The following is a 26,309-nucleotide window of genomic DNA, read 5'->3' on the forward strand; positions in this document are numbered from 1 at the left end:
TCCATCATGTGTTCCGCCCTATCGAGCCGACGAGCCGGCAGGCTTCTTCATATCCATCCGGCAGTTGTTCGCACCGCGACCGGACAAGGCCCGCGGGTAGCCCGGACCGGGTGAACCGGTCGGTGATCAAGGCACCTGCGACACGCACGCGCGCGGACACCATGGGCCCGCATGGCGACAGCACGGCCGCGGTGGACGGTGTGGCGAGCGCCCGTGTCTCGCCGTGGGCGAAGACCATCCCGAGTGAGTCGGCCGTGAGCACCATCGCGGCCGTGCGGTCCAACCCGGTCAGCGTCCCCAGCGCGACCGATACGACGATCAGGCAGTACCGAGTGGACGCGTACACGCCCGCGGCCGCACACTGCTCGTACACTTCGAACAGCCGGGTACGCAGGTAGGCCGCGGTGGCCAGGCCCGTCACCCCGTCGTCGACGCGGGTGCTCGCCAGCTCCAACGCGGCCGCGTCGCTCCAGCCGATCGCGGTCGTCCGTGTCCAGTCCGGTGGGGGTTCGCCGACGAGCACGACCGAGTGCAGGGCGATCATGTCGCCGAGCACCTCACGCAGGCCGAACCCGGCACGTGCCCGGACGCCGGCCAGCGCGGCCAGCGGTCCGAGCATGTCCGAACCGGACAGGTGCGCCTCGGCGACCAGGTACGCCTCCGGCACCTCCCAGTCGTCCGGGTAGGCCCAGCCGTCTCGCAGGCTGCGGGTCCGCCAAGCCTTGACCACGTCGTCAAGCCGCATCATCAGGAGCCATCAGCAAAGGTGAACCGGCCAGTCCCAGCAGATCGGCCACCACCTGTTCCGTGCGTTCCCCCGCGTAGCCGTCGCCGAACGGGTTGCGTTGCGCGGTCATCCTCGCGACGACCGCAGGACGGCCGAGCAACCGGTGCGCCGTGGAGAGGATCTTGTGTTCGTCCGTGCCGACGAGCAACGCGCAGCCCGCGTCGACCGCCTCCTGTCGTTCGGTGGTGTCCCGCAGCACGAGCACGGGCACGCCGAACGTGGGCGCTTCCTCCTGGATGCCACCGGAGTCGGACAGCACCAAGGTGGCCGCACGCAACACCCTGGCCATGTCCGGGTAGTCGAGCGGATCGGTGACCAGCACACGGTCACACCCGGCCAGTTCCTGGTAGACCTGAGCGCGTACAGCGGGGTTGGGGTGTGCGGGCAGCACGACCTCGATGTCCGGGTTGAGCCGCACCAGCCTGCGCACGGCACGCAGCACGGCCGCGATCGGCTCGCCCCACGATTCCCTGCGGTGCACGGTGACCAGCACGAGCCGCGTGTCGCCCCCCAGTGCACGGCGCTCCACCGCGACCAGGCGCTGTTCGGCGAACGGCCGCCCGGCCACGGACTGGATCGCGTCCACGACCGTGTTGCCGACGACCTGGATCCGGTCGTCCGGCACGCCTTCGGCCAGCAGGTGGGCGCGGGCCAGCCCGGTCGGGGCGAGGTGCACTGTGGACAGCACGCCGACCAGTCGCCGGTTGGCCTCCTCGGGGAACGGCGCTGTCATGTCGTGCGACCGGAGCCCTGCTTCCAGGTGCACCACGGGAATGCGGCACCAGAACGCCACGAGCGCCGCGGCCAGCGCGGTCGCCGTGTCCCCTTGCACGAGCACCGCGTCCGGGGTGCGGCGCGCCCACAGCGCGTCCAGTTCGGTCGACAGCTTGGCCATCAGCTCGGTCTGGTCACCGGCGACCCGGTCGATCTTGAGCTCCTCGTCCGGCGCCAGGTCGAAACTGGCCAGCGCCTGGCGGACCATGACAGGGTGCTGCCCGCTGGCGACCATGACCGGCCGCATCCGGCCGGAGCGCGTCATCGCCGTGTGGACCGGGGCGAGTTTGACCGCCTCCGGGCGCGTCCCGGCGACCAGGTGGACCTCAGCCATGGCCTGCCTCCTTGCGACGGCTCGCGACGCGGACCATGACCAGTCCGAGCACCACGAACAGCGGACCGAGCACGAACGGCCACGCAGCCGGGAATCCCCTGCCCGCGCCTGCGATACCTCCGCCTGTTGGGTACATGTCATTCCTTCCTGGTAACGCGGGTGGCCAGCCACACCACGACGAGCACTCCCCCGCACGCGGTGACCAGGCTGATCACGCTGCCCAGCACCTGGTGGGAGAAGTCGAAACCGAAGCCGAGCCTCCTCCACCTGGTGGCGAAGTCGATCGCGGCGAGCCGCGCCTGGTTGCCGAGGAAGACCGTGGCGAGGCCGAGGGACTGCCAGATCTCCGGGGTCGGTTTCCCCGATGACCTCGGCCTCATGGAGAGCGGCTACGAGAAAATAAATCTCACGCGTGGTTGAAAAAGTCGGTGCCGCGGTGGCCCTTTCTTGATCACGAAGTTTCGATCGCGACCTTCCGACCAGCCGGACACCATTGACCACCAGCGTGATGAAATAGGTGAGACTGAACGAGAGCACGACGACTGCCGCGACACCGACCACGTGGTTCACGGTTTCCATGCGTTCTCCTCAGCTCCTCCTACTCGCGGGTAGGATGAAGATCGAAAATAGGCGATGACACGGTTTTCGATTTCTCACCCGCGCGGGTGAGCACAGTTGAATGTGACCCACCTCATAACGGTTCGACGTCATAGAACTGGTCAGTCCGGTGTCGATGGTGTGGATGAGGAGCGCGCATGACCACTGAGAACGCGAGCGACTTCGACCTGATCCGTCAGGTCAGACAGGGTGACAACGCCGGTTACCAAATGCTTTACGAGCGGCACAGCGCGGCCGCTCGCAATCTCGCGCGCCACCTGACGAGGGACCCGAACATGGCCGACGACCTGGTGTCCGAGGCATTCATGAAGGTCCTCCAGGCGCTCAAGGGCAACGGCGGGCCGGATCACGCATTCCGCACCTATTTGCTGACCACTCTGCGTAATACCGCCTATGAACACGGCCGCCGGGACAAGCGAGTCACGTTCGTCGACGACGACACAGTGTTCGAACAGGGCGAAACGGTGGCCGACTCGGCGAGCATCGCGCCCGAACGCACCCTCATCACCGAGGCGTACCGATTGCTGCCGGAACGCTGGCGCATGGTGCTCTGGTACACCGAGGTGGAGGGCTACCGACCCGCTGCGGTCGCGCAGCTCATGGGTATGACGCCCAACGGCGTCGCCGCGCTGTCCTACCGCGCCCGCGAAGGCCTGCGTCAGGCGTATCTACGCGCGCATGTGGCGACAGTGGACGCAGCGTTGTGCCGAGCGTCGGTCGATCGCCTCGGTGCGTGGACTCGGAACGCCTTGTCGCGGCGCGAGCGCACCCAACTCGAAGTGCACCTGGACAGCTGCGCGCGTTGCCGTGCGCTCGCCGCGGAACTGACGGAGATCAACACCGCGTTGCCCGCGCTGGTTGCCATCTCGGTGCTCGGGGTCGCCGGTGCCGGATACCTGGCCACCGCGCCAGCCGCGTCGGCAGCCGGGGCCCTCGCGGCTGTGTCGACTGGGGCGGGCGTCGTTGGTGGGGCGTCGAAGGGCGCCAGCACGCAACTGGTCGGTGCGTCGGTGTCAGGTCTCGCGATGGCTGTCACGACGATCGTCAGCCTGTCCGCCACCGGTGCCCCGCACGCGATCGCGGTGGCGGACGAGGAACCAGCGAACGTCCGCGTCACCCCGGGTCCGCCTCCGGTCGCCCCGGCCCCGATCCCGGTCCCGACCCCGGCTTCGGTCCCGCAGCAGGAACCCGTGGACACGACACCCCAGCCGTCGTCCACGACACAACCCGGCAGAACCACACCGCCCACGACGACGCAGGTGCTGCCGTCCCCGCCGACCACGGCTCCCCCACCCATCACGACACCACCCACAACGGCACCACTCACAACGGCACCGGTCACCACGCCGAAACCGCAGCCCTACAAGTGGTCGTTCGGCGTGACCACCGAGCGGAAGCTCATCAAGTGGGTGAAGCTGGCCATCACCGTGCCTGGCACCGCCGAGAAACTGACCCCGGTGGACGTCATGGTCGCCCTGCCCAAAGCCAGCATCGTGAAGAGCAGGACCTGTCAGACGGCCGGTGCCACGGCGCACTGCACCGGCAAGGCGGGCGCGGGCCAGGATCTGGTGGTCGACCTGGAGGTGGTCACGTGGCCGGGCCAGGACCGGACGGCGACCGTCAAACTGACGGCCGACGGCCAGGTCGTGACCCGAACCGTGACCCTGCCGCCGTGGGGGTTCTCGCAGCAGCGGTAGTCACTGGTCGAAATCGATCTCCACGGCGTCCGAGGTGGGGACGGTCTGGCACGTGACCACGAACCCCGCGTCCACCTCGGCGTCCTCGAGTGCGAAGTTGCGGCGCATGTGGACCTTCCCGCTGACCACCTTGGCCCGGCAGGTGCCGCACACCCCGCCTTTGCACGCGAACGGCAGGTCCGGGCGCACGCGCTGGGCGCCTTCCAGCAGGGTCGTGTCGCGGGGGACGACCGCCGTGGTGGTCCTTCCGTCGAGCCGGACCGTCACCTCCGCACTGGGTCCGGTCGACGCCTGGTCGACGTGGTGGACCTGCTCGGGCGGGGTGTCCTCCACGTAGAACAGCTCGAAGTGGATCCGGTCACGGGGCACGCCGAGTTCCGCGAGGACCGCGCGGGCGTCGGTCACCATGCCGAACGGGCCGCACAGCCACCAGTGGTCCACCGTGGCCACCTCGAGCAGCAAGGGCAGCAGGGTCCGCAGTTTCTCGCCGTCGAGTCGTCCGGTGAACAGCTCGGCCTCCCGCGGTTCGCGGGACAGCACGTGCACCAGCTCCATCCGCGCTGTGTAGCGATCCTTAAGATCCGCGAGTTCGTCGGCGAACATGACCGTATTGGTGCGGCGGTTGCCGTAGAGGACCACCGCTGTCGCCGCCGGGTCACGCAGGACCGTCGACAGGATCGACATCACCGGCGTGATTCCCGAGCCTGCCGCCAGCAGGACATGCCGGGCGGGCTCCGTGTCGGGGGTGAACGTGCCGGTCGGTGGGAGGACTTCGACGCGGTCGCCCGGCTTGACCTCGTGCACGAGCCACGGCGAGAACGCACCGCCGGGCACTTCGCGCACGCCGATCCGCGGCTGCGCGCCGACCATGGCGCAGATCGAGTACGACCTCCGCTCGTCCCGGCCGTCGATGACCTTCCGCAGCGTCAACGACTGCCCGGCACGGAACTCGTATTCGGTCTGCAGCTCGGGCGGCACGTCGAACGTCACCGCGACGGCGTCGTCGCAGAGGCGCTCCACGTGCGCCACGGTCAGCTCGTGGAAATCAGTCCTGCGTCGCAAGGAGGTGGTCACTTCTCAGATCTCCTTGACGTGTTCGAACGGTTCGGCGCACGCACGGCAGCGGCGGAGCGCTTTGCAGGCCGTCGCACTGAACTCCGAGAGCAACTCGGTGTCCGGCGAGCCGCATTGCGGGCACGCCACACGTTTCGGTGGCGCGGTGAGAGTCAACGGGATCGGGCCGTCGGTGCGCTGAGCCCGGCCGGGCGGCGCGATCCCGGCCTTGGCGAGCTTCGCCCGGCCGGCCGGGGTGATCCAGTCGGTGGTCCACGCGGGCGACAGGACCGTGCGGACGTCGACCGCGTCGTACCCGGCGTTGTGAAGCGCGACTGAAAGATCGGCCCGCATCGCGTCCATCGCGGGACAGCCGGTGTACGTCGGCGTGATGGTCACGACCACGCCGTTCTCGGTTTCCGTGACGTCACGCAGCACACCGAGGTCGGCCAGGGTCAGCATGGGCAGTTCGGGATCGGTGACCGTCTCGGCCACCGCACGGGCGCTCACCATGTCGCGTCCGGGTGGGCGCGCGCGACGCTCTGCATCTCGGCCAGCAACGGCTCCAGGCTCCTGGTCTCCGCGGCCTCGCGCGCAGGTGGCCGACTGAGCGTGCCAGCCGTGATGACCTGCGACATCACAGCGTCGAACTCGGCGCGAAGCGCTGCGCCGTCTGAAGTGTCGCTGTCGAACAGCTCGTCGACGTATGGCCACACCGCGTTGAGCCCGGCCTGCATCCGCTCGTGCGACAGGTCCGTGCCGTCGCCGAGGCGGACCACCCAGCGGGCCGCGTAGTCGCGGTGGTAGGCCAGTTCCTTGATTCCCTTGGCCGCGATCGCCGTGACGACCTGGTCCGGTGAGTCGACCAGGCGCTGGAAAACGGCCAGCCGCCACGTGCTGAACACCAGCAGCCTGGCCATCAGGAACGCGAAGTCGCCGCCGCCCAGCTCGACCAGCCGGACGTTGTGGAAGTCCGCCGCGTCGCGGAAGAACGCCAGCGCGTCCTCATCGGACTGCTCGACCGCGGGCACGAGCGACGGATCCGCCTTGGCCGCGCGGGCGAGCAGCAGGCGTGCCTGCCCGAGCAGGTCGAGGCCGATGTTGGCCAGCGCGACCTCGTCCTCCAGTTCCGGCGCCGCGGCGCACCACTCCTGCAGCCGGTGCGACATGATCAGCGCGTCGTCGCCGAGCCACAGGCACGAGCGGGCCAGCTCGGCGGCGTCCACACCGGACGGAACGCTGGTGTCGATGCCCGCGAGCGGGTCCACGAAGCCGGTGCCGAACGCCCAGCGGGTGTCGTTGTCTTCGGTAAGCGCCTCGTAGGCGTTGTCAAAGGACATGGCGCACTCACATGTGGGGGACGTCGTCGGGGATGTCGTAGAACGTGGGGTGCCGGTAGACCTTGTCACCGCTCGGCGCGAAGAACGGGTCCTTCTCGTCCGGGCTCGACGCCGTTATGAAGTCCGCCTTCACAACCCAGATGCTCACGCCTTCGTTGCGACGCGTGTACAGGTCACGGGCGTTGCGCACGGCCATCTCGTCGTCGGCGGCGTGCAACGACCCGACGTGGACGTGGTTGAGGCCGCGCTTGCCGCGCACGAACACCTCGTACAAGGGCCAGTCGCTCATGCCACAGCCTCCCTCTGCTGCTTCGCCGCGTACGCGGCGGCCGCGTCACGCACCCACTGGCCGTCCTCGTGCGCCTGGCGGCGGCGAGTCAGGCGGATCTCGTTGCAGGGGCCGTTGCCGCTGACCACTTCCTTGAAGTGCTCCCAGTCGATCTGCCCGAAGTCGTGGTGGCCGCGTTCGGCGTTCCACTTCAGGTCCGGGTCGGGCAGGGTCACGCCGAGCTTCTCGGCCTGCGGCACGCTCATGTCCACGAACCGCTGCCGCAGCTCGTCGTTGGTGTGCCGCTTGATCTTCCACGCCATGGACTGCGCGGTGTTGGTCGACTGCGCGTCCGGCGGGCCGAACATCATCAGCGACGGCCACCACCAGCGGTTGGTCGCGTCCTGCACCATGTTGCGCTGGGCCTGCGTGCCGCTCATCATGGTCATCAGCAGCTCGTAGCCCTGGCGCTGGTGGAATGACTCCTCCTTGCAGATCCGGATCATCGCCCGCGCGTACGGCCCGTAGGAGCTGCGGCACAACGGAACCTGGTTGCAGATGGCGGCGCCGTCGACGAGCCACCCGATCACGCCGACGTCGGCGAACGTCAGCGTCGGGTAGTTGAAGATCGACGAGTACTTCTGCCGCCCCTCGATCAACCGCTCGGTGAGGTCGTCGCGGTCCGCGCCCAGTGTCTCGGCCGCCGAGTACAGGTACAGCCCGTGTCCGGCCTCGTCCTGCACCTTGGCCAGCAGGATCGCCTTGCGGCGCAAGGACGGCGCGCGCGTGATCCAGTCGCCTTCCGGCTGCATGCCGATGATCTCGGAGTGCGCGTGCTGCGCGACCTGCCGGACCATCGTCCTGCGGTAGCCGTCCGGCATCCAGTCACGCGGCTCGATCCGCTGGTCACGCGCGATCGTCTCGTCGAAGTGGTCCTCGAGGTTCACGACTGCTTCTCCCGTTTTTCCACGAGGGTCAGCACGTCGTACTTGGCGACGGACTCGCCCTTCTGGTTGGTCACGTCGGCGTCCCACCGGACTTCGCCGTATTCCTGGTCGTGGCGCGGGGTGATCTGCTTGGCGGTCAACGTGACCGTCAACGAGTCGCCGGGGAAGGTCGGCGTCAGGAACCGCAGGTTCTCCAGGCCGTAGTTGGCCAGCACCGGGCCGGGGTCCGGTTGGACGAACAAGCCCGCGGCGAAGGACACCACCAGGTAGCCGTGCGCGACGCGGCCGCCGAAGAACGGGTTGGCCGCGGCGGCTTCCTCGTTCATGTGCGCGTAGAACGTGTCGCCGGTGAACTCCGCGAAGTGCTCGATGTCGGCCATGGTCACCTCACGCGGCCCGGCCACGACGGTGTCACCGGGGCGCAGGTCTTCGAGGTGCTTGCGGAACGGGTGCTCGCCCTCGGTGCGTTCGGTTCCCGGGACCCACCGGTTGGTCACGGCGCTGAGCACACGGGGACTGCCCTGCACGGCCGTGCGTTGCATGTGGTGCAGCACGCCCCGGATACCGCCCATCTCCTCGCCGCCACCGGCGCGACCGGGACCGCCGTGCACCAGCGCGGGCAACGGTGAACCGTGGCCCGTGTTCTCTTTGGCGTTCTCGTTGTCGGTGACGAGTAGACGGCCGTGCCACGGCGCCACCCCGATGACGACGTCACGCGCGAACGCCGCGTCGCCGGTGACGACGGACCCCACGAGGCTGCCTTGGCCGCGTGCGGCGAGTTCGATGACGTGCTGCGTGTCGCGGTACGGCATCAGTGTGCTGACCGGGCCGAACGCCTCGACCTCGTGCGGCTGCGCCTGGCTCGCGTCGTCGGCCACCAGCAGGACTGGCGAGATGAACGCGCCACGCTCGGCGTCGGCATCCACAACGGACACCTGGTCCGGGTCGCCGAACACGACCCTGCCCACTTCCAGCAGTGCTTTCAGCGACCGGCGGACTTCCTCGCGCTGTTCGAGGCTCGCCAGCGCGCCCATCCGCACGTCCGGGTTGGCCGGGTTGCCGACGGCGACCTTGGCGAGGCGTTCGCCCGCGGCCTGCGCGACGTCGTCCAGCAGCGCGGCCGGGACGAAGGCCCGGCGGATCGCGGTGCACTTCTGCCCGGCCTTGACGGTCATCTCGGTGACCAACTGCTTGACGAACAGGTCGAACTCGGGCGTGCCCGGCGTGGCGTCCGGGCCGAGGATGGAGCAGTTGAGCGAATCGGCCTCGGCGTTGAACCGGACCGACCGGCGGATCACGTTCTCGTGCGCGCGCAGGCGCTGCGCGGTGGACGCGGACCCGGTGAACGACACCAGGTCCTGTTCGGTGAGGTGGTCGAGCAGGTCGCCCGCGCTGCCCGCGACGAGCTGCAGCGATCCTTCCGGCAGGATGCCGGACTCGATGATCAGCTCGATCAGCCGGACGGTCAGGTACGCGGTCTGGCTCGCCGGCTTGACCAGGCTCGGCACCCCGGCGATGAACGCGGGCGCGAACTTCTCCATCGGGCCCCAGACCGGGAAGTTGAACGCGTTGATCTGCACCGCGACACCCCGCAGCGGCGTGCAGATGTGCTGCGCGAGGAACGTGCCGCCCTTGCTGAGCGGTTCGAGGTTGCCGTCCACGTAGACGGTGTCGTTGGGCAGCTCACGCCTGCCCTTGCTGGAGAACCCGAACAGCGTGCCGATGCCGCCGTCGACGTCGAACTTGTTGTCGCCCTTGGTCGCGCCTGTTCGGTGCGACAGCGCGTAGAGCTCGTCGCGGTGCTCCATCAGGTAGGAGGCCAACGTCTTGAGCAACGCGGCGCGCTGGTGGAACGTCAGCTCGCGCAGCTCGGCGCCCTTCTCGCGGCCGTAGGCCAGCGCGGCAGCCATGTCCACGCCCGCCGACGAGATCCGGGCGATCTCCTCGCCGGTGACTGCATCGTGCAGTGGCGCGCCTTCGGCGTCGGGCGTGTGCCATCGACCGGACACATAACTGCGCAGCGGAGCCATCCTCGTCGACCTCCATGGGTGCGTCAGGAGCCGAATTACTAACCGTCCGTTCAGTAGGCATGGTAGCTTGGCGCCATGGCCGATGAAAGCGGTGTGACGCTTGTCCGCGACGGTGCCGTAGCCACGATCACGATGACGTCGGCGGCGTTGACCACTCGGGTGAAGACCGATCTGGTCGACGCGGTCACCGAGGTCGGCGAGGATTCCAGCGTCCGCGCGGTCGTGCTGACCGGGACGGGGAAGGCCTTCAGCGTCGGCCAGGACCTCAAGGAGCACGCGCAGACCTTGCGCGCGGACGCGGCCACCGCGTTCAGCACTGTGAAGCAGCACTACAACCCGATCGTGCTCGGCCTGGCGACCATGCCCAAGCCGGTCATCGCGTCCGTCAACGGCCTGTGCGTCGGCGCGGGGCTGGGTTTCGCGCTCGCCTGCGACCTGCGGATCGCGTCGGCGACCGCGAAGTTCGGCACCGCGTTCACCGCGATCGGGCTGACCACCGACTCCGGGTTGTCCGTCACGCTGGCCAGGGCCGTCGGCGCCGCGCGCGCCAGCGAACTGGTCTTGCGCGCGAACACGTTCTCCGCCCAGGACGCGCTTGCCTGGGGCATCGTCGGCCACCTGGCCGAACCGGACGACCTGGCGGCCGAGACCGCCGAACTCGCGGCGAAGTTCGCGGCGGGCCCGACCGTGGCGTACGCCGAGGCCAAGGCGGCCATGGCCGCTTCACTGAGCCAGGCACTGGAGACCGAGTACGCCGGTCAGGCGCGCCTCGGCGTCACGGAGGACCACCGCAACGCCGTGGACGCGTTCCTGGCCAAAGAGGCCCCGAAGTTCGAAGGGCGTTAGCCGCGCCTAGGCGCGGCGGAAGGTGTGCGTTCGGGCGTCGAGCCACTGCGCCTTCAGGTTCTTCTGGTCGACCATCGGGTCGCCCCAGTAGACCCGGACGCTGTCCGGCCGGACCTCCTGCAGCCACACGTCGCGCCACTCGCCCTCGTACTCGACCTGCCAGCGGCCCATCAGCGCCGACAGCCCGATGTTGCGGACTATCCGCTCGGCCTCGTCGTAGCTCGTCGGATCGCCCAGCGCGGCGTTGAAAACGGTGGTGGGCTGCCAGTGGTCGCCCACAGGCACCAGGTAGCCCATGAGCTCGTCGTCCTCGTCACGCCGGATGGTGTGCATGTCCTACTTCCTATCGGCTGAACTGGGGAAAGCGCGCCTGAATTTCGGCGATCACCTGCCCAGCACCGGCACCATCGGTGCGTCCGGGAACCGTCGGAGCACCTCGGTGGTCGGTCAGCGCTGTTGGTTTGTGATGTTGACCATCCAACTGATGCCGAACCGGTCCACCAGCGAGCCCGCCTCGTCGCCCCATACCTGCTTCGCCAAGGGCAGCGTTACGGTGCCGCCAACGGACAGCTTCTCGAAGTAGTCGCGGAGTTCGTCATCGTCGCCGCCGAGGAAGACCGCCACGTTGTTGCCCGGTCGGTAAGGCGGGTGGCCTGGCCGGTCGTCCGGGAAGTCCCATGCCATCAGCGTGTACCCAGCGGCGGTGTCGAGCCGGGCGTGCATGACCTGGTCGCCGTTGGCCGAGTCCGGTGAGCCGAAGTCCGCGACCGTTGCCACCTGGAGATCGCCACCGAACACCTCCCGGTAGAACTCCAGCGCCTGCCGCGCGTTGCCGTTGAACGTGATGCATGGGTTGGCTTGGGATCCCACTCGCACTCCTCCCTAGCGACCGTCGGACCGCCCGATGGTCACCGGTCACCCTGCCAAGGAATCACGACACCCTCTGTCGTGATTACCGGTGCATTTCTCCCGTGCTCCGCCGGGGTGCGAAACCTACGCGCGCACGCTCAAGGGCGCTCGAAGGCGACCGTCACGCCCTGACCGACGCCGACGCACAGCGTGGCGATCCCCCGGTTGCTGTTCTCGCGCTCCATCCGGCCCAACAGAGTGACCACCAGGCGAGCACCGGAGCAGCCGAGGGGATGACCCAACGCGATGGCGCCGCCGTCTGCGTTGACGCGTTCCTCGTCGAGCTTCAGCCGACGGATCACCGCCAGGCTTTGCGCGGCGAACGCCTCGTTCAACTCGACGGTCAGGTCGTCACGCTGCCACCCTGTGCGCGCGAGCACTTTCTCGGTCGCGGGAACCGGACCCAATCCCATGATGTGAGGCTCGACACCTGCGCTCGCGCTGGCGACAACCCGTGCGCGGGGGTTGAGGCCCAGGCGCTCCACGGCGGCCTCGCTCGCGAGCACAAGGGCTGCGGCACCGTCGGACAACGGAGACGACGAACCGGCGGTCACGATGCCGTCCTTGCGGAAGACGGTCTTGAGTTGGCCGAGCTTCTCGAGCGTCGTCGCGCGCCGTGGTCCTTCGTCGACCGTGACGGTTCCGTCCTTGACAGGCACCGCGACGATCTCGCGCTCGAACCGTCGCGCGTCGATCGCGGCGAGCGCACGCGTGTGGCTGCGCAGAGCGAACGCGTCGGAGTCCTCGCGGGTGATGCCGTCCAGAGTGGCCACTTCCTCGGCCGTCTCGCCCATCGAAATGGTGCTCTTGGCCGGGAACTTCGGGTTGGTGAACCGCCAGCCCAACGACGTGTCGGCGACTTCGCCCGGTTTGGCCCATGGGGTTCCTGGTTTGGCCATCACCCATGGCGCGCGCGTCATCGACTCCACACCGCCCGCGATGACGATGTCGGCATCACCGGATTTGATGGCCTGCGCGGCGGATGCGACGGCCGTCAACCCACTGGCGCACAAGCGGTTCACGGTGTACCCGGGAACCGTGTGCGGCAGCCCGCCCAGCAACACCGCCATCCTGGCGACGTTGCGGTTGTCCTCACCGGACTGGTTCGCCGCGCCGAGAATCACCTCGTCGACCTCGTCGGCCGCCACCCCGGCCCGGCTCACCGCCTCGGCCACCACGAGGGCGGCGAGGTCATCCGGCCGTACCCCGGCGAGCATCCCGCCGTACCGGCCCTGCGCTGTCCGGACACCGTCAACAACAAACGCCTCACCCATACCGCTATTATCAACCGTCCGTTCGGTCAGTTGGCAAGGGTGGTGAATCCGGTGTCACACAATGCGGCGCACGACATGTTCGAGGCCGACGCGGCGTCACGGGCACTGGGCATCGAACTGATCGAAGCAGCCGAGGGTAGCGCCGTCACCAGGATGCTGGTCACAGAACAGATGGTGAACGGCCACGACATCGCGCACGGCGGCTACGTTTTCCTGCTCGCGGACACGACTTTCGCTCTCGCGTGCAACAGCCACGGGCCGGTCACCGTCGCGGCGGGAGCCGATATCACGTTCGTCGCCCCGGCGCGGGCGGGCGATGTTCTCATAGCGCACGCCGAGGAAAAGACACGCTACGGCCGGAGCGGGATTTACGACGTGACGGTGAAGCGCGACGGCGAAGTGATCGCCGAGTTCCGCGGCCGCAGCCGGGTGATCAACCGATGACCCGACGAGGACGCCCCGGATATGACCTCGAATCGCTGCTCGCGGTCGCGGTCAAACTGTTCAACGAACGCGGGTACGAGGCCACCAGCATGGAGGAGCTGTCCCGCAAACTGGGAATCACCAAATCGGCGATCTACTACCACGTCGCCAGCAAGGACGAACTGCTGCGCCTGGCGGTCGACCGGGCGCTCGACGCCCTGTCCGCCGTCGCCGACGAGGCGAAAAGGCTCGACGGCCCGGCCATCGACCGGCTGGAATTCCTGGTCCGGGGCAGTATCAAGGTGCTGGTCGAGCGGCTGCCGTTCGTCACACTGCTGCTGCGTGTGCGCGGGAACACCAAGGTGGAACGCGCCGCGCTGGCCCGCAGGCGCGAATTCGACCTGCTGGTCACCGAACTGGTGAAACAGGCCGAGGCCGAAGGCGACGTCCGGCCCGACGTCGACCCGTCGGTGACGGCGCGGCTGCTGTTCGGGACCGTCAACTCACTCATCGAGTGGTACCGCCCCCGCGGGGGGCTCGATGACGGGGAGCTGGCCGACGCGGTCTGCGCGATCACCTTCGACGGCCTGCGGACCCGCTAGCGGAAAACCCCGCGGGCGGATGTCCTCCCGGCACGACTGGAAGTGGCTCTCCCCATGGCCACTTCCAGCGTCCGCATCACGATGAGAATGCCGGCTCAGCCTTCTTCTTGCCCTTGCCGGTGTGCGCGGCCTCGAACGCCTCGATGACGTTGGCCGGAATACGACCGCGGTCGGAAAGCTCGAAGCCGTTCTGCCGGGCCCAGTCACGAATGGCCTTGGTCTGCTCCCGGCTCGCGGGCGATCCGGCGCGCTTGGTCGGGGCGGCGCCGCGCTTGACGCGACCGCCGGTGCGACGGGCGGAGTTCACGAACTCCTCGAGGCCGGAACGCAACTTGTCGGCGTTGGCCTCAGTGAGGTCGATCTCGTAGCTCACGCCATCGAGTGCGAAGCTCACGGTGCTGATGTCGTCGGCGGCGGTGCCGTCGAGGTCATCAACCAACTGGACGGTGACCCTCTGAGCCATTAAAGGTTACCTCGATTTGCGACAGTGGTGACAATGGGTAACTCCCGCCGATGGAATCTACCGGAGCGGGGAGTTAAGAGAGACTATAGTTTGTCACTACCCGCACTTCGCAACTACCGGCGTTCCGGCGTGGCGCATCCCACCGCCATCAGATAGGTTTTCCGTTGACCGCCACGTTTGTGAACTCTCGGCCGTCCACGTTCTTGAGGTTGTTGCTCGTGTCCGACACGCCGGTGAACTTACAGTCGGCCGCCGTGCGCCCTTGCGTGAGCCGTTCGACAGGCCGCTGAGGTCGAACACAGGGCGAGTTGGTGATGGTAAACCGCCCGAACGCGGGCAGGAACTTCCTCGTCTGGCCGTTGTACGTCGCCGTGCGGAACAGGGAGGAACGCCGGAAGGGCGTCCGGGACTCGGCCGAGGTTGATGTTCTGCGAGAAACCGCCACGTTTGGTGTCGGACTTGACGCACCGGGCGCACTCGGTCCCGCCAATGACATTCGACTTGCGGGCGTGGGCGTTCCGGATACCGGCGGTCCACTCGCTGTCGCAGGTGATCGCGCGCCCGTCCTCGTCCTTGCCCGACTTGATGGCGATGTGCCCGGATCCGGGAAAGACCCGCTTGGCCGGATCGGTCACGATCCGGGATTCCAGCCAGGCGCGGTGGGGCCCACTTGTCCCACGACGAAGTGGCGTTCACGTCCAGGATGCCACTTCTGGTCACCCCGAAGTTCGGCTGGCCGTGCGCATCGACCATCGGCGAGCGGTTCACGAGGACGGCAGGCGAATTCCGACGCGTCGCGGCCCGAACTTCGGGGCAGCCCCGGATTCCAGGGTGAAGTCGACGTTGCTCGGGAGATGAATCGCCCGGTGACATAGTCGCCCTTCGGCACGATCACGGGCCCGCCGCCTGCGGCCGAGGCGGAGTCGATCGCCTTCCGGAACGCCTCCGTGTTGTCGGCCGAGTTGTCCCCTTTCGCCCCGTGCCACGGATCCGTGGCGAGAAAATTCACACCCGGGAAATTTGGCAGCCGGGCCGCCGCCCCGATGTCGTTGAGCGCGGGCCACGGCAGTGCCGGTATCCCGGCGGTCAATCCGGATCACCCGGCGTGGGCCGTTCGGAGCAGCGCGGCCGACATTTCGCGGCGACCACGACTTTCGTCCAGGCCGCCCCGCCCGACGGCGGCGAATCAGGTACGTGCGCTGTTGCCAGAGCCTGGTGACAACGCGTGTGTGGCGATTAGGGTGAGACGACGCGGATAAGGAGGCCCCGCATGACCACCTCCGTGGCGATGCACATGAGCGACGGCCTGCTCAATGCCCCCACCTCGATCCTGTTCGGAGCGGTCGCCGTGCTTGGCCTGGTGTTCGCGACAATCGGCGCGCGGCGTGACCTCGACGACCGCACCGCGCCGATGGCGGGGCTGGTCGCGGCGTTCATCTTCGCCGTGCAGATGTTGAACTTCCCCGTCCTGCCCGGCGTGAGCGGCCATCTGCTCGGCGGCGCGCTCGCCGCGATCCTCGTCGGACCGTGGGCCGGGGCGTTGTGCGTGACGATTGTGCTTGTCCTGCAGGCGTTGCTGTTCGCCGACGGCGGTTTGACCGCTTTGGGGGCGAACATCACGAACATGGCGCTGATCGGCACCGCGTCCGGTTACCTGATCGCGGTGGTGTTGCGGAAACTCGCCACTCGGACCAGGTTCGGGCTCGTCGCGGTGGCGTTCGTGGCGGCGTTCTGCAACACGGTGATCGCGTCGCTCGGCTTCGTGCTCGAGTTCGCGATCGGCGGTGATCCGGCGTTCGCGTTGGGTGGCGTGGCCGCGACGGTGATCGGCGTGCACTGTCTCATCGGGATCGGTGAGGGCGTCATCACGGCGCTCACGGTCGGCGCGGTCGGTGCGGTCCGGCCCGACCTGGTGCACCTGCTGCGCGGCGCCGCCCGCCCACTGGTGATCAAGGAGGCGTCGTGACCAGCCGTCGTAGCCTGTTCTTCGTCGGGTTCGCCCTTGTCGCGTTGATCCTCGCGGGTGGCGTGTCGTACTTCGCCGACTCCGATCCGGACGGTCTGGACCACTCGACGCTGCAAGGGTGCACCGTCGGGGAGAACGAGCAGCTGTCGGGCACCTGCATCGCGCAGGGGGCGAAGGAGCACGCGCTCAAGGACAGCCCGCTCGCGGACTACTCCGTCGGCGGCGACGACGCGTTGACCGGTCTCGCCGGGGTGATCGGGGTGATCGCGACCCTGGTGGTCGCCGGCGGCTTCTTCTGGTTGCTGCGCAAGCGTTCCACCAAGGACACGTAGATGGGTGCGGGGCACAGTCACCTGTTGTACCGAGCGGGTGACTCGCCGGTGCACAGGATCGCACCGCACGTCAAGATCGTCGCGGCACTGGCGATGGTGCTGTGCGTGGTGGCGACGCCCCGCAGCGAGTTCGGCGCGTTCGCGGCATACCTCATCGTGCTGATCGCGGTCTGGAGCGTCGCCGGGGTGCCGCTGCGCTGGTTCGCGGCGCGTGCGGTGATCGAGATCCCGTTCGTGGTGCTCGCGGTGCTGCTGCCGTTCGTCGGCGGTGGGCGGCGGACGGACTTCCTCGGCCTTCCGGTGTCGGTCGAAGGGTCGTTGGCGGGGTGGAACATCCTGGTCAAGGGCACGTTGGGCGTACTGGTGTCGTTGACCATGGCCGCGACGACGAGCCAGCGCGACCTGCTCGCCGGTCTGCAACGGCTGCGCGTGCCCAGCTTGTTCGTGACGATCGCGACGCTGATGATGCGGTACGTGGAGGTCATCGTCGAGGAAGCCCGCCGGATGCGGATCGCGCGCATCAGCCGTGGCCACGATCCCCGGTTCCTGTGGCAGTTCGGCGCGACGGCCAGGGGAATCGGCACACTGTTCATCCGCTCCTACGAACGCGGCGAACGCGTGCACATCGCGATGCTGTCCCGAGGCTGGTCAGGTGTGTTGCCTGACGTGAACCAGACGCGCCCCGCACCTGGTGTTTGGGTGGCCGGGCTGGTGCCCGCGGCCGCGTTCGCCGTCACGCTCGCGGTGTCGCTGTGGATGTGACCCCCGCGCTGCTGGTCGAAGGACTCGCGTACGCGTATCCGGACGGCACCCAGGCGCTCTACGGTGTGGACCTGCGGATCGAGCCCGGTGAACGGGTCGCGGTGCTCGGCCCGAACGGCGCCGGGAAGACGACGATGGTGATGCACCTCAACGGGGTGCTGCGGGCGGGCGCCGGGCGGATCGCGGTGGCGGGGCTGCCGGTGGAGAAGGCGAACCTGAAGGAGATCAGGCGGCGGGTCGGCGTGGTCTTCCAGGACCCGGACGACCAGTTGTTCATGCCGACTGTCGGCGAGGACGTCGCCTTCGGCCCCGCGAACTTCGGCGTGACCGGTACGGCGTTGACCGCGGCGATCGAAACGGCACTCGACGCCGTCGGCATGGCACATCTGCGCGACAAGTCCCCGCTGCACCTCTCGTTCGGCCAACGACGACGGGTCGCTGTGGCGACCGTGCTGGCGTGCGATCCGGAGATCCTGGTGCTGGACGAGCCGTCGGCGAACCTCGAACCGATCGCCCGGCGCGAACTGGCGGAGGTGCTGCTGTCGTTGAACCGCACGATGCTGATGGTCACGCACGACCTGCCGTACGCACTGCAGTTGTGCCCCCGCAGCATCCTGATCGACGGTGGGGTGATCGTGGCGGACGGCCCCACGGAGAAGATCCTGGCCGACACGGACCTGCTCGCGCAGCACAGGCTCGAACTGCCGTACGGATTCCGGATCGACCACTAGTGTGTCGGCGTGGATGACAGTCCAGGCATGACAGTCTTGATGATCCGGCACGGGGAAAGCAGAGCGAACGCGGGCAGCCGCACCACCGGGTCCGCGACGAATCCGCTGACCCCGCTGGGCGAACGACAGGCGGCGCACGTGGCCCAGATCCTCGACCACACACCGGACCTGGTGGTCCACTCGCCCTACCTGCGAGCCCGCCGGACAGCCGAACCGACCATCGCCCGCTTCCCCACAGCGGAGGTGGCGGAATGGCGCATCGAGGAGTTCACGTACCTCGGTCGTTTCCACGGCACCCCGACGACGGCCGCACAGCGCTCGGAAACCGTGGACGACTACTGGGAAACGGCGGACCCCGACTACCGGGACGACCCCGCATCCGAGTCCTTCGTGGATGTTCACGCGCGTGCCCGGCGGTTCCTCACCGACCTGGTCGAGTCGGACCGCCGTCACGTAGTGGCCTTCACCCACGGCATGTTCATGCGCGTGGTCGTCTGGGCCATCATGACCGGCGATGCCGTCCCGGACAGCGAGAACATGCGGTGGTTCTACCGGTTCCGGCTGCCGAGCACGGTGCCCAACTGCTCGATCCTGCCGCTGACGTACAGCGAGAAAACGGGCTTCCGGTTCCTGAGCGCGACAACCGCCCACCTGCCCGCGCGACTGCGGAGCGGCGGGTACTGACCGAAACCAGGAGCCGGCGCCGCCGTCAGAGTGTGAAGCCGGTGGGGAAGGGGTCCGTGGGGTCCAGTAGGTACTCCGCCATGCCGGTGATCCAGGCGCGACCGGTCACCGTGGGGACGACCGCGGTCAGCGCGCCGACGGTGGTCTCCTTGATGAGCCGCCCGGTGAACGCGGTGCCGAGCAGCGACTCGTTCACGAAGTCCTGCCCGATGCCGAGCTCACCGCGGGCGTGCAACTGGGCCATCCGGGCGGATGTTCCTGTGCCGCACGGGGATCGGTCGAACCAGCCGGGGTGGATGACCATGGCGTTGCGTGCGTCGCTGCCGTCACCGCCGGGTGCCACCAGTTGGACGTGTTTGCACCCGCTGATTCCCGGGTCCGCGGGGTGCACCGGTCGCCGGGAGGCGTTGATGGCGGCCATGATCCGCAGACCCGCCGTGAGCATTCTGTCCTTTTCGGACTTGTCAAAGGGGATGCCGAGGTCCTTGATCGGCAGCACGGCGTAGAAGTTCCCGCCGTAGGCCATGTCGTAGCGGACCTCGCCGATTCCCGGCACGGTCACGGCCGCGTCGAGCTCCAGCGAGAACGACGGCACGTTCTCGATGGTGACCGACTCGGCACGGCCGTCGCGTACGCGCACCTGCGCGACGACAAGGCCCGCAGGGGTGTCCAACCGGACTGTGGTGACGGGCTCGACCACCTCGACCATGCCGGTCTCGACGAGCACGGTGGCCACGCCGATGGTGCCATGCCCGCACATCGGCAGGCAGCCGGAGACCTCGATGTAGAGCACTCCGGTGTCGGCGTCCGGCCTCGTCGGTGGCTGCAGGATCGCGCCACTCATGGCCGCGTGCCCGCGTGGCTCGTTGACCAGAAACTGGCGGATGTGGTCCAGGTACTCGACGAAGTACGCGCGCCTCTCGGCCATCGTCACACCGGGGATCACGCCGACCCCGCCGGTGATCACGCGGGTCGGCATGCCCTCGGTGTGCGAGTCGACCGCGGTGAAGTAGCGGCTGGCGCGCACGTCAGGCCCCTACCGCTCGGCGCATGTCGGCCTCCAGCGCCGCGAGCTGCTCGGCGGACAGCGGTCCGCGGGGCGGTCGGCACGGGCCGCCGTACCGGCCGACGTAGTCCATCCCGTACTTGATCGCCTGGACGAACTCGGTCCTGGAGTCCCAGCGGAACGCGCCGATCACGGATTCGTACAGCGCGCGGGCGTCGGCCAGTTTTCCTTCCAGCGCGAGGGAGAACAGCCGCACGGACTCGGCCGGGAAGACGTTGGGGAATCCGGCGAACCAGCCCGTCGCGCCCATCAGCACGGACTCGACCAGCACGTCGTCGGCCCCGGCGACCAGGGTCAGGTTCGGTGCCGCCGCGCGGATCTCGGTCACGCGGCGCACGTCGCCGGAGAACTCCTTGACCGCGACCACGTTGTCGATCTTGGCGATCTCGGCGAGCACGGCCGGTGTCAGGTCGACCTTGGTGTCGAACGGGTTGTTGTAGACCATCACCGGCAGACCGACCGACGCGACCTGCTCGAAGTGCTTGACCACCTCCGACGGGTTGGCCCGGTACAACGTGGGTGGCAGGCAGAGCACGCCGTCCGCGCCGTCCTCCGCCGCGACCTCGGTCCAGTGCCGTGCCTGGTGCGAGCCGACGCCGTGCACGCCGACCACGACGATGCCCCTGTCCCCCACGGCTTCGATCGCGGTCCGCGCCACCGCGCGGCGCTCGTCGTCGGTCAGTGAGGAGTACTCGCCGAGCGAGCCGTTCGGGCCGACGCCGCGGCACCCGTTCTCGATCAGCCAACGGCAGTGGTCGGCGTAGCGGTCCAGGTCGACCCGCAGCCCGGCGGGGGCTTCCGGGTCTTCGGCGTACGGCAACGCGGTCGCGACGATGACGCCGTCGAGCTTCTCCTGTGTCACTGATCCTCCTTGGCTGCGAGTTCGCCCAATCGCACCGGTGCCGCGATCGGACGTCGTTCGGTGAAAGCCACCCCGGTCAGGTCGGCGGCGTTGCGCAGGCAGGTCCGGCCTTGGCAGCGGCCGAGACCCACTCGGCTGACCAGCTTCACGGTCCGTGCGCCGGTCGCGGATCGATCCTGGACGGCGTCGCACAACGCGCCGTACGTGACCCGCTCGCAGCGGCAGACAACGGTGTCGGTGGCCAACCAGTCACGCCATCCCGGCCGGATCGGGTACGCCCGGGCCAGTGCGGCGGCGAAGGCACGGCCCTGTCGCACTTTTCGCAGGGCGTCGTGTGGCACGTCGCCCTGCACCGCCGCGATCCCGGCGACGGTGCCTTCGGCGGCGGCGAGATCCGCGCCGCCGATGCCCGTGATCTCGCCTGCCGCGAACACGCCGGGGACCGAAGTCGCCTGTGTGAAGCCGACCTTCACAAACCCGTCCGCCAGTTCGCAGCCCGCCGCGATCGCGAGTTCGAGCTGGGGCGTGAATCCGTGGCCGACGCAGACCGCGTCGATCTCGACCTGCTCGGTCCGCAGGACGCGCCAGTTCTCGTCGAGCCTGGCGAGCGTCGCGCTGCGCACCTGGCCGTCTCCGCGGACCGCCACCACCGCCGTCCGTGACCGGTACGGAATGCGGTGGCGCGCCAGGAGAGCCATGTACTGGGCGGCCTCGCCCAGCTTGTGCCGGCCGCTGAACGGCATCCGCAGCCAGCGCGCCGGGGAGTTGGCCTCCAGCACACCCGTGACCTCGGCGCCCACGTCGACCAGGGATTTGGTGACGGCCAGCAGGAACGGCCCGGTCCCGGCGACGAGCACGCGGCGGCCGATCGGCAGGCGCTGCTCCTTGGCCAGGATTTGCGCGGCGCCCGCGGTGTACACGCCGGGCATGTCCCAGCCGGGGAACGGGACGACCCTGTCGTGCGCGCCGGTCGCGAGCACGAGCGCGTCCGCGTCGACCGTCCTGGCTTTCCGGCCGGGTCCGTCGGCCGGTCCGGAGAGGAGGTGCACGCGGCGACCCTCGATCGCCCAGACCACTGTGGACGGCAGGTGTTCGACGCCGGGGAGCGTGCGCGGGCGGTCGTGGGGCTGGCGGAAGAACTGGCCACCCACCGACGGCCCGGAGTCGACGAGGACGACGTCGGCACCGCGTGCGGCCGCTGCCCGCGCGGCGCTGATGCCCGCGGGTCCGGCGCCGATCACGACGACCTTCATGGTCGGGTCCGCACGGTGTCGCCGTCGGCCGCTACTCGCTGGCACGAACGAACATCCGGCACATCGTTAAGGGTGACTACACAGTCGAAGCACACGCCGATCCCGCAGAACATCCGGGCTCGTCCCATGGTGTGCAGCAGCGCCGCGATGGTCTGGCCGGGTTTCGCGGGCACGGTCTCGCCGTCGACAGTCACGTGCATTTCATCACCGCCGGTCGGTCTACGCGGAAAGGGAACGGGTCGACCTCGGGCTGGCGTCCGAGGAACAGGTCGGCGAGGAGCTGGCCCGTCGCGGCGGCCAGGCCGATCCCGGCGCCTTCGTGACCGGTGGCGTGCCACAGGCCGGGCACGCGTGGGTCCGGGCCGATCACCGGCAGGTGGTCGGGCGCGTACGGCCGGAATCCGCCGTACGCGCGCATGACCGGGATCGTGGCCAACGTGGGGAACAACCTGACGGCTTTGCGCGCCAGTTCCCGCAGCACCGACACTCGTATGGTCTCGTCGAAGCCGACGCGCTCACGGCTCGACCCGATCAGGATCGTGCCCCCGCGCGTCGACTCGACCACTGTCGACGTCTGCAGGTCGGCCGCTCCGCTTTCCACCGCGCCCACGTAGTCGGCGTCGTACACCTTGTGCCGGACGGTGAACGAGGTGTGGCTCGTCACGAGGACCACTCCCCTGCGCGGCTGGATGTCGATCGGCGCACCGGCGAGTTCGCTGAACCGACCGGCCCACGGCCCGCAGGCGTTGACCACCGCGCCGCAGTGAAGAAAACCTTCAGAGGTCCGCAGCCCGCCCGGCCGCACCCCCAACGCGGTGACGCCACCCCGGACCTGTCCACCCCGGTGTCGCACCGCCGCCAGCAGAGTGGTCGCCGCGAGGACGGGCTGGAGCTGGGCGTCGTCGGGGTAGTGCACGGCGGCGACCACGTCCCGGGTGAGGTTCGGTTCGAGTGCCACCGCGTCCGCCGGTGTGATCAGCTCCGCCCGGACGCCCGCTTGGCGTTGGTGGCCGGCGAACTCGGCCAGGGCGTCGGCGTTCTCCAACGCGACCACCAGGCCGCCTTTGGAGTCCCATTCCACCTCGGCCAGCTCGGGTCCGAGCTGGTCAACGAGGGTGGCCAGCAATTCGGGCCACCGCGCGACGGAGGCCTGGGCCAGGGTGAGCTCGGGGCCTGGCGGCTTGTCGGACAGCAGCACGTTGCCCTCGCCCGCCGCGGTCGTCCCGCCCGCTGGGGTGCCCTGGTCGATGACGGTGACCTGGACCCCGGCGGCGCTGAGCGCCTCGGCGCAGGCCGCGCCGACGATGCCCGCTCCGACGACCACGACGTCCGGTCGCATGACCACCACCGTTCATTAAAGTGAACGACAGCAGGGTAGCCCGAGAAGCGCGGCTCTTCCAATGGGCCGTTAGGAGTGCACAGGCTAGGAGTGCACTGGCGCGGCCACCGCGCCCGCCGGGTACTGCAGCAGCAGGACCGACATCACCGGACCGTCGACGGCCTCGTAGATGTGCGGTCGGTGCGCCGGGAAGCAGATGTAGTCGCCCGGTTCGAGCACATACGGCTCCTCCGGCGGGCCGAATCGCAGCCGCCCGGCCGTGACCGTGACGTGCTCCAGCCCGGGATGACCATCGGAGTGCTGGATCGCGCCCGGCCGGACGCGTTGGTCGTAGATCTCGACCACCGTGTCGGTCAAGTCCATCCGGCGCAGCAGCCGCAGGTCGACCGCGTCGCTGCTGAGCACGTCGAGGCCCGCCGACCGCACCAGCACCACGCCGGGATCGGTCCGTTCGGTCAGCAGGCTGGACACCGGGACGTTGAAGGCGTTCGACAAACTGAACACGGTCTCGATCGTCGGGTTCCCCGTCCCCGACTCCAGCTGCGACAGCGTCCCCTTGGCTATCCCCGAGCGCCTCGCCAGTTCCGACAACGACAGACCGGCCTGCCCGCGCAGCGCCCTGAGGTTCGCGGCCAGCACCTGACCAGCCTGTTCCCTGACCACACCGGCCTCCTCGCGATCGCCCGGCGAAGGCTACCCAACCGCTGGTGGATAAGCTTGGCTATCCGGCATTCCAGAGGTTAGGAAGATCATGGCCGAGGCCGCTTTCATCTCGACGACCATCCCGTACGTGAACGCGCAGCCGCACCTGGGGCACGCGTTCGAGTACAGCCAGGCCGACGCGTACGCCCGGCACATGGCGAGCCAGGGCATGGACGTCTACTTCCTGAGCGGCTCGGACGAGAACAGCCTCAAGAACGTGCTGGCCGCGGAGAAGGAAGGCATCACCGCGCGCGAACTGGTCGACCGCAACGTCGTCTTCTTCGAGCGGATGGCCACCGACCTGCAGACCAAGCTGGCCCGGTTCATCCGCACCAGCGTCGACCAGGACCACATCGACGGCGCGATCGAGATCTGGCGCCGGATGGAGGCCAGCGGCGACATCTACGCCAAGGACTACGAGGGCCTGTACTGCGTGGGCTGCGAGCAGTTCTACACGCCTGCCGAGCTGATCGACGGCAAGTGCCCCGAGCACCTCACCGTGCCGGACCTGGTCAGCGAGCGGAACTACTTCTTCCGGCTGTCGAACTACCAGGACAAGCTGCTGGCCGCCCTGGAGGCGGGCGAGCTGAAGGTGGTCCCGGAGTCGCGCCTCAACGAGGTCACCAGCTTCGTGCGGTCGGGCCTCGAGGACATCTCGATCTCCCGGTCGACTGGCCGCGCCCGCGGCTGGGGCATCCCGGTCCCCGGTGACGACAAGCAGGTCATGTACGTCTGGATCGACGCGCTGACCAACTACACCAACGCGCTGGGCTGGACGCGCGACGGCGAGGAGTACCAGAAGTACTGGGTGGACGCGGCCAAGCGGGTGCACGTGGTCGGCAAGGGTGTCACGCGGTTCCACGCGGTGTACTGGCCCGCGATGCTCATGTCGGCAGGTCTGCCGATGCCGACCGAGGTGGTCGTGCACGGCTACATCACCGCGTCCGGCCAGAAGCTGAGCAAGTCCACCGGCAACGTCATCGACCCGGCCGACCTGATCCAGCGGTTCGGCTCGCACGCGGTGCGCTACTTCCTGCTGGCCGAGTTCTCGCCGTTCATCGACGGGGACTTCAGCGAGGAGCGGCTGGTCGCGCGCTACAACGCCGACCTGGCCAACGGGCTCGGCAACCTGTTGTCGCGGGCGACCAGCATGACCGTGCGCTACCGGGACGGCGTGATCCCCCAGCCCGCCGAGATCGGCGACCCGGAGCGCTCGCTGGCCGAGCAGCTGGCCACGAGCGAACAGGCGTCCGTCGCGGCGATGGCCGGGTACGACCACCGTGAGGCGCTGGCCCGGATCTGGGACCTGGTCCGGCGCACCAACGCGTACGTCGACGAGCGGGCCCCGTGGCACCTGGCCAAGGACCCGGCCCAGACCGAGGCCCTGGACACCACGTTGCACCACCTGGTCGGCGCGGTGCGCCAGCTGGGCAGGCTGCTGCTGCCGTTCCTGCCGGAGGCCGCCGAGACGATCGTGCGCACGCTGGGCACCGAGCCCGACAAGGTTCCCGGCGCGCGGAACTGGCTCGACTCGCTGGCCGGGGTGCAGGTGACCAAGTCGCCCGCGCTGTTCCCCCGGATCGAGGCTCCGGCGGCCGAGTGACGGGTTAAGGGCAAAACCCTGAATCCGGCTCGCCGGGAGAACTGACGCGCAAGGCCGTACGTTCTCCGGATATGGACATTACGGTCGAAAGCCGAGCGCTGGTCGTCGTGGCGGGCCTGCCGGGCTCCGGCAAGAGCACGCTCTTGCGACGTGCCCAGGCCAACGTGCCTATTCGGGTGCTCGACACCGACCACGTTCGGTCCGCGCTGGCGCGCTTGATGCCTCGTTCGGTCCCGTACGGCTGGTATCGGCCGCTGGTACACGTGGTGCATGCCGCGCGTGTGCTGGCGGTCGTGCTTTTCGCACAGCAACCGGTGCTGGTGCACGATCCCGCGACAGGCGCGGGGTCGCGGGCGGTGTTCGCGTTGATCGGCGCGTTGTCGCGGCGGGAACGGCATTTCATCTGGATCGACTGCACTCCCGCCGAGGCGCTCGCCGGTCAGGTCGCGCGTGGCCGGGTGCTGCTGAAATGGTCTTTCGCCCGGCACATGCGGCGATCTCCGGCGGTTCGGTCGCGGTTGTCGGCCGGGTGGCGCCCGCCGGGCTGGCACAGCGCGCGGTTGATCGACCGGGAGGAGACGAATTCCGGGCTGTACCTGAAGGTCGCCTGATTTCTTCGATCCCTGTGTACCGGGGAGCTGGGC

The 26,309-nt window shown here is 68.7% G+C and carries 31 protein-coding genes; 11 read left to right on the forward strand and 20 right to left on the reverse strand.

Annotated features, from left to right (window positions below; genetic code table 11):
- Positions 1–4: 4 nt before the first annotated feature.
- From ALI144C_RS21580 to ALI144C_RS21590, 4 genes are read right to left on the reverse strand one after another with little or no spacing between them, the layout of a single operon-like run.
- Entirely contained in the window at positions 5–748 is a 744-nt protein-coding gene (locus ALI144C_RS21580; RefSeq protein ID WP_076988927.1) for a hypothetical protein, read from the reverse strand.
- The gene (gene wecB / locus ALI144C_RS21585) at positions 735–1,895 is read right to left on the reverse strand and encodes a non-hydrolyzing UDP-N-acetylglucosamine 2-epimerase (protein WP_076988928.1); all 1,161 of its coding nucleotides are present in this window, start codon (positions 1,893–1,895) and stop codon (positions 735–737) included. Before wecB ends, ALI144C_RS21580 begins: the two co-directional genes overlap by 14 nt.
- Positions 1,888–2,031 carry a hypothetical protein gene (locus ALI144C_RS55635; RefSeq protein WP_168211311.1) on the reverse strand — a complete coding sequence of 48 codons (144 nt, stop codon included), beginning with the start codon at positions 2,029–2,031 and terminating at the stop codon, positions 1,888–1,890. The genes wecB and ALI144C_RS55635 overlap by 8 nt, the downstream gene beginning before the upstream one ends.
- Before the next feature lies 1 nt (position 2,032).
- Positions 2,033–2,275, reverse strand: coding sequence for a hypothetical protein (locus tag ALI144C_RS21590; RefSeq protein ID WP_076988929.1), 243 nt, complete (start codon positions 2,273–2,275; stop codon positions 2,033–2,035).
- A 375-nt stretch (positions 2,276–2,650) separates the two neighbouring features.
- Between ALI144C_RS21590 and ALI144C_RS21595 the strand changes: the two genes are divergently transcribed.
- On the forward strand, positions 2,651–4,210 hold the full coding sequence (locus tag ALI144C_RS21595) for a sigma-70 family RNA polymerase sigma factor (RefSeq protein ID WP_076988930.1): 1,560 nt from the start codon (positions 2,651–2,653) through the stop codon (positions 4,208–4,210).
- Here the strand turns inward: ALI144C_RS21595 and paaE are convergent, their stop codons facing one another.
- Genes paaE through paaZ form a run of 6 tightly spaced genes read right to left on the reverse strand, consistent with a single transcriptional unit; the run spans position 4,211 to position 9,848 of the window.
- Positions 4,211–5,284 (reverse strand): 1,2-phenylacetyl-CoA epoxidase subunit PaaE, encoded by a 1,074-nt coding sequence (gene paaE, locus ALI144C_RS21600; RefSeq protein ID WP_076988931.1) that lies wholly within the window; start codon positions 5,282–5,284, stop codon positions 4,211–4,213. It abuts the gene before it with no gap.
- Positions 5,285–5,287: 3 nt separating this feature from the next.
- Positions 5,288–5,776 carry a 1,2-phenylacetyl-CoA epoxidase subunit PaaD gene (paaD, locus tag ALI144C_RS21605; protein ID WP_076988932.1) on the reverse strand — a complete coding sequence of 163 codons (489 nt, stop codon included), beginning with the start codon at positions 5,774–5,776 and terminating at the stop codon, positions 5,288–5,290.
- Positions 5,770–6,603 (reverse strand): 1,2-phenylacetyl-CoA epoxidase subunit PaaC, encoded by an 834-nt coding sequence (paaC, locus tag ALI144C_RS21610; protein ID WP_076988933.1) that lies wholly within the window; start codon positions 6,601–6,603, stop codon positions 5,770–5,772. Before paaC ends, paaD begins: the two co-directional genes overlap by 7 nt.
- A 7-nt stretch (positions 6,604–6,610) precedes the next feature.
- Entirely contained in the window at positions 6,611–6,892 is a 282-nt protein-coding gene (gene paaB / locus ALI144C_RS21615; RefSeq protein ID WP_054289097.1) for a 1,2-phenylacetyl-CoA epoxidase subunit PaaB, read from the reverse strand.
- Entirely contained in the window at positions 6,889–7,818 is a 930-nt protein-coding gene (gene paaA / locus ALI144C_RS21620; RefSeq protein WP_076988934.1) for a 1,2-phenylacetyl-CoA epoxidase subunit PaaA, read from the reverse strand. The genes paaB and paaA overlap by 4 nt, the downstream gene beginning before the upstream one ends.
- Complete coding sequence (gene paaZ / locus ALI144C_RS21625) at positions 7,815–9,848, reverse strand: phenylacetic acid degradation bifunctional protein PaaZ (protein ID WP_076988935.1); 2,034 nt, start codon at positions 9,846–9,848, stop codon at positions 7,815–7,817. The genes paaA and paaZ overlap by 4 nt, the downstream gene beginning before the upstream one ends.
- A 75-nt stretch (positions 9,849–9,923) precedes the next feature.
- On the opposite strand from paaZ, the gene ALI144C_RS21630 reads away from it, so the two are divergent.
- Positions 9,924–10,694 carry an enoyl-CoA hydratase/isomerase family protein gene (locus ALI144C_RS21630; protein ID WP_076988936.1) on the forward strand — a complete coding sequence of 257 codons (771 nt, stop codon included), beginning with the start codon at positions 9,924–9,926 and terminating at the stop codon, positions 10,692–10,694.
- Between the two features lie 6 nt (positions 10,695–10,700).
- On the opposite strand, the gene ALI144C_RS21635 is transcribed toward ALI144C_RS21630, so the two are convergent.
- The 3 genes from ALI144C_RS21635 to ALI144C_RS21645 all read right to left on the reverse strand — a co-directional run bounded on the left by ALI144C_RS21635 (position 10,701) and on the right by ALI144C_RS21645 (position 12,877).
- Entirely contained in the window at positions 10,701–11,027 is a 327-nt protein-coding gene (locus ALI144C_RS21635) for a hypothetical protein (protein WP_076988937.1), read from the reverse strand.
- 114 nt (positions 11,028–11,141) lie between these two features.
- Positions 11,142–11,564, reverse strand: a complete 423-nt coding sequence (locus tag ALI144C_RS21640) for a VOC family protein (protein ID WP_076988938.1) — start codon at positions 11,562–11,564, stop codon at positions 11,142–11,144.
- A gap of 137 nt (positions 11,565–11,701) precedes the next feature.
- Positions 11,702–12,877, reverse strand: a complete 1,176-nt coding sequence (locus ALI144C_RS21645; protein ID WP_076988939.1) for a thiolase family protein — start codon at positions 12,875–12,877, stop codon at positions 11,702–11,704.
- Between the two features lie 75 nt (positions 12,878–12,952).
- On the opposite strand from ALI144C_RS21645, the gene paaI reads away from it, so the two are divergent.
- Both paaI and ALI144C_RS21655 read left to right on the forward strand, forming a co-directional pair.
- Positions 12,953–13,321, forward strand: a complete 369-nt coding sequence (gene paaI / locus ALI144C_RS21650) for a hydroxyphenylacetyl-CoA thioesterase PaaI (RefSeq protein ID WP_076988940.1) — start codon at positions 12,953–12,955, stop codon at positions 13,319–13,321.
- On the forward strand, positions 13,318–13,902 hold the full coding sequence (locus ALI144C_RS21655; protein WP_076988941.1) for a TetR/AcrR family transcriptional regulator: 585 nt from the start codon (positions 13,318–13,320) through the stop codon (positions 13,900–13,902). Before paaI ends, ALI144C_RS21655 begins: the two co-directional genes overlap by 4 nt.
- A gap of 76 nt (positions 13,903–13,978) precedes the next feature.
- Here the strand turns inward: ALI144C_RS21655 and ALI144C_RS21660 are convergent, their stop codons facing one another.
- Complete coding sequence (locus ALI144C_RS21660) at positions 13,979–14,365, reverse strand: histone-like nucleoid-structuring protein Lsr2 (RefSeq protein ID WP_076988942.1); 387 nt, start codon at positions 14,363–14,365, stop codon at positions 13,979–13,981.
- 1,270 nt (positions 14,366–15,635) lie between these two features.
- On the opposite strand from ALI144C_RS21660, the gene ALI144C_RS21675 reads away from it, so the two are divergent.
- The 5 genes from ALI144C_RS21675 to ALI144C_RS21695 are packed head-to-tail and all read left to right on the forward strand — an operon-like array spanning position 15,636 to position 18,840.
- On the forward strand, positions 15,636–16,331 hold the full coding sequence (locus ALI144C_RS21675) for an energy-coupling factor ABC transporter permease (RefSeq protein ID WP_076988945.1): 696 nt from the start codon (positions 15,636–15,638) through the stop codon (positions 16,329–16,331).
- On the forward strand, positions 16,328–16,663 hold the full coding sequence (locus ALI144C_RS21680) for a PDGLE domain-containing protein (protein WP_076988946.1): 336 nt from the start codon (positions 16,328–16,330) through the stop codon (positions 16,661–16,663). The genes ALI144C_RS21675 and ALI144C_RS21680 overlap by 4 nt, the downstream gene beginning before the upstream one ends.
- Positions 16,664–17,425 (forward strand): cobalt ECF transporter T component CbiQ, encoded by a 762-nt coding sequence (gene cbiQ / locus ALI144C_RS21685; RefSeq protein WP_076988947.1) that lies wholly within the window; start codon positions 16,664–16,666, stop codon positions 17,423–17,425.
- Positions 17,416–18,156, forward strand: coding sequence for an energy-coupling factor ABC transporter ATP-binding protein (locus ALI144C_RS21690; RefSeq protein ID WP_441297567.1), 741 nt, complete (start codon positions 17,416–17,418; stop codon positions 18,154–18,156). The genes cbiQ and ALI144C_RS21690 overlap by 10 nt, the downstream gene beginning before the upstream one ends.
- A gap of 27 nt (positions 18,157–18,183) precedes the next feature.
- The gene (locus ALI144C_RS21695) at positions 18,184–18,840 is read left to right on the forward strand and encodes a histidine phosphatase family protein (protein WP_076988949.1); all 657 of its coding nucleotides are present in this window, start codon (positions 18,184–18,186) and stop codon (positions 18,838–18,840) included.
- 25 nt (positions 18,841–18,865) lie between these two features.
- Here ALI144C_RS21695 and ALI144C_RS21700 read toward each other — a convergent pair whose 3' ends face one another.
- From ALI144C_RS21700 to ALI144C_RS21725, 6 genes are all read right to left on the reverse strand, one after another.
- Positions 18,866–19,867: a proline racemase family protein gene (locus ALI144C_RS21700; RefSeq protein WP_076988950.1), complete on the reverse strand. Its 1,002-nt coding sequence runs from the start codon at positions 19,865–19,867 to the stop codon at positions 18,866–18,868.
- 1 nt (position 19,868) lies between these two features.
- Complete coding sequence (locus ALI144C_RS21705) at positions 19,869–20,768, reverse strand: dihydrodipicolinate synthase family protein (protein WP_076988951.1); 900 nt, start codon at positions 20,766–20,768, stop codon at positions 19,869–19,871.
- Positions 20,765–22,021: an NAD(P)/FAD-dependent oxidoreductase gene (locus tag ALI144C_RS21710; protein WP_076988952.1), complete on the reverse strand. Its 1,257-nt coding sequence runs from the start codon at positions 22,019–22,021 to the stop codon at positions 20,765–20,767. The genes ALI144C_RS21705 and ALI144C_RS21710 overlap by 4 nt, the downstream gene beginning before the upstream one ends.
- Entirely contained in the window at positions 22,018–22,221 is a 204-nt protein-coding gene (locus ALI144C_RS21715) for a 2Fe-2S iron-sulfur cluster-binding protein (protein WP_076988953.1), read from the reverse strand. The genes ALI144C_RS21710 and ALI144C_RS21715 overlap by 4 nt, the downstream gene beginning before the upstream one ends.
- A complete protein-coding gene (locus ALI144C_RS21720) occupies positions 22,212–23,360 on the reverse strand; it encodes an NAD(P)/FAD-dependent oxidoreductase (RefSeq protein WP_076989148.1) in 1,149 nt (382 codons plus the stop codon). Before ALI144C_RS21720 ends, ALI144C_RS21715 begins: the two co-directional genes overlap by 10 nt.
- A gap of 84 nt (positions 23,361–23,444) precedes the next feature.
- Positions 23,445–24,023 (reverse strand): helix-turn-helix domain-containing protein, encoded by a 579-nt coding sequence (locus ALI144C_RS21725; RefSeq protein WP_076988954.1) that lies wholly within the window; start codon positions 24,021–24,023, stop codon positions 23,445–23,447.
- An 88-nt stretch (positions 24,024–24,111) separates the two neighbouring features.
- Here ALI144C_RS21725 and ALI144C_RS21730 point away from each other — a divergent pair, with 88 nt between their 5' ends.
- On the forward strand, positions 24,112–25,665 hold the full coding sequence (locus ALI144C_RS21730; RefSeq protein WP_076988955.1) for a methionine--tRNA ligase: 1,554 nt from the start codon (positions 24,112–24,114) through the stop codon (positions 25,663–25,665).
- Positions 25,666–25,736: 71 nt separating this feature from the next.
- Entirely contained in the window at positions 25,737–26,276 is a 540-nt protein-coding gene (locus tag ALI144C_RS21735; protein ID WP_076988956.1) for an AAA family ATPase, read from the forward strand.
- Positions 26,277–26,309: the final 33 nt, after the last annotated feature.

This window comes from Actinosynnema sp. ALI-1.44, assembly GCF_001984155.1.
In the GTDB taxonomy this organism is placed as follows: domain Bacteria; phylum Actinomycetota; class Actinomycetes; order Mycobacteriales; family Pseudonocardiaceae; genus Kibdelosporangium.

What these genes read in the sequence shown, in the direction of transcription:
- ALI144C_RS21675 (WP_076988945.1), top strand. Translation starts at nt 15,636, where the DNA reads ATGACCACCTCCGTGGCGATGCACATGAGCGACGGCCTGCTCAATGCC.
- cbiQ (WP_076988947.1), top strand. Translation starts at nt 16,664, where the DNA reads ATGGGTGCGGGGCACAGTCACCTGTTGTACCGAGCGGGTGACTCGCCG.
- ALI144C_RS21735 (WP_076988956.1), top strand. Translation starts at nt 25,737, where the DNA reads ATGGACATTACGGTCGAAAGCCGAGCGCTGGTCGTCGTGGCGGGCCTG.
- ALI144C_RS21635 (WP_076988937.1), bottom strand. Translation starts at nt 11,027, where the DNA reads ATGCACACCATCCGGCGTGACGAGGACGACGAGCTCATGGGCTACCTG.
- ALI144C_RS21710 (WP_076988952.1), bottom strand. Translation starts at nt 22,021, where the DNA reads ATGAAGGTCGTCGTGATCGGCGCCGGACCCGCGGGCATCAGCGCCGCG.
- ALI144C_RS55635 (WP_168211311.1), bottom strand. Translation starts at nt 2,031, where the DNA reads ATGTACCCAACAGGCGGAGGTATCGCAGGCGCGGGCAGGGGATTCCCG.
- ALI144C_RS21590 (WP_076988929.1), bottom strand. Translation starts at nt 2,275, where the DNA reads ATGAGGCCGAGGTCATCGGGGAAACCGACCCCGGAGATCTGGCAGTCC.
- ALI144C_RS21695 (WP_076988949.1), top strand. Translation starts at nt 18,184, where the DNA reads ATGACAGTCTTGATGATCCGGCACGGGGAAAGCAGAGCGAACGCGGGC.
- ALI144C_RS21580 (WP_076988927.1), bottom strand. Translation starts at nt 748, where the DNA reads ATGATGCGGCTTGACGACGTGGTCAAGGCTTGGCGGACCCGCAGCCTG.
- paaC (WP_076988933.1), bottom strand. Translation starts at nt 6,603, where the DNA reads ATGTCCTTTGACAACGCCTACGAGGCGCTTACCGAAGACAACGACACC.
- ALI144C_RS21660 (WP_076988942.1), bottom strand. Translation starts at nt 14,365, where the DNA reads ATGGCTCAGAGGGTCACCGTCCAGTTGGTTGATGACCTCGACGGCACC.
- ALI144C_RS21730 (WP_076988955.1), top strand. Translation starts at nt 24,112, where the DNA reads ATGGCCGAGGCCGCTTTCATCTCGACGACCATCCCGTACGTGAACGCG.
- ALI144C_RS21720 (WP_076989148.1), bottom strand. Translation starts at nt 23,360, where the DNA reads ATGCGACCGGACGTCGTGGTCGTCGGAGCGGGCATCGTCGGCGCGGCC.
- ALI144C_RS21630 (WP_076988936.1), top strand. Translation starts at nt 9,924, where the DNA reads ATGGCCGATGAAAGCGGTGTGACGCTTGTCCGCGACGGTGCCGTAGCC.
- paaI (WP_076988940.1), top strand. Translation starts at nt 12,953, where the DNA reads ATGTTCGAGGCCGACGCGGCGTCACGGGCACTGGGCATCGAACTGATC.
- ALI144C_RS21595 (WP_076988930.1), top strand. Translation starts at nt 2,651, where the DNA reads ATGACCACTGAGAACGCGAGCGACTTCGACCTGATCCGTCAGGTCAGA.
- ALI144C_RS21715 (WP_076988953.1), bottom strand. Translation starts at nt 22,221, where the DNA reads ATGCACGTGACTGTCGACGGCGAGACCGTGCCCGCGAAACCCGGCCAG.
- paaD (WP_076988932.1), bottom strand. Translation starts at nt 5,776, where the DNA reads ATGGTGAGCGCCCGTGCGGTGGCCGAGACGGTCACCGATCCCGAACTG.
- wecB (WP_076988928.1), bottom strand. Translation starts at nt 1,895, where the DNA reads ATGGCTGAGGTCCACCTGGTCGCCGGGACGCGCCCGGAGGCGGTCAAA.
- ALI144C_RS21645 (WP_076988939.1), bottom strand. Translation starts at nt 12,877, where the DNA reads ATGGGTGAGGCGTTTGTTGTTGACGGTGTCCGGACAGCGCAGGGCCGG.
- paaZ (WP_076988935.1), bottom strand. Translation starts at nt 9,848, where the DNA reads ATGGCTCCGCTGCGCAGTTATGTGTCCGGTCGATGGCACACGCCCGAC.
- paaB (WP_054289097.1), bottom strand. Translation starts at nt 6,892, where the DNA reads ATGAGCGACTGGCCCTTGTACGAGGTGTTCGTGCGCGGCAAGCGCGGC.
- ALI144C_RS21655 (WP_076988941.1), top strand. Translation starts at nt 13,318, where the DNA reads ATGACCCGACGAGGACGCCCCGGATATGACCTCGAATCGCTGCTCGCG.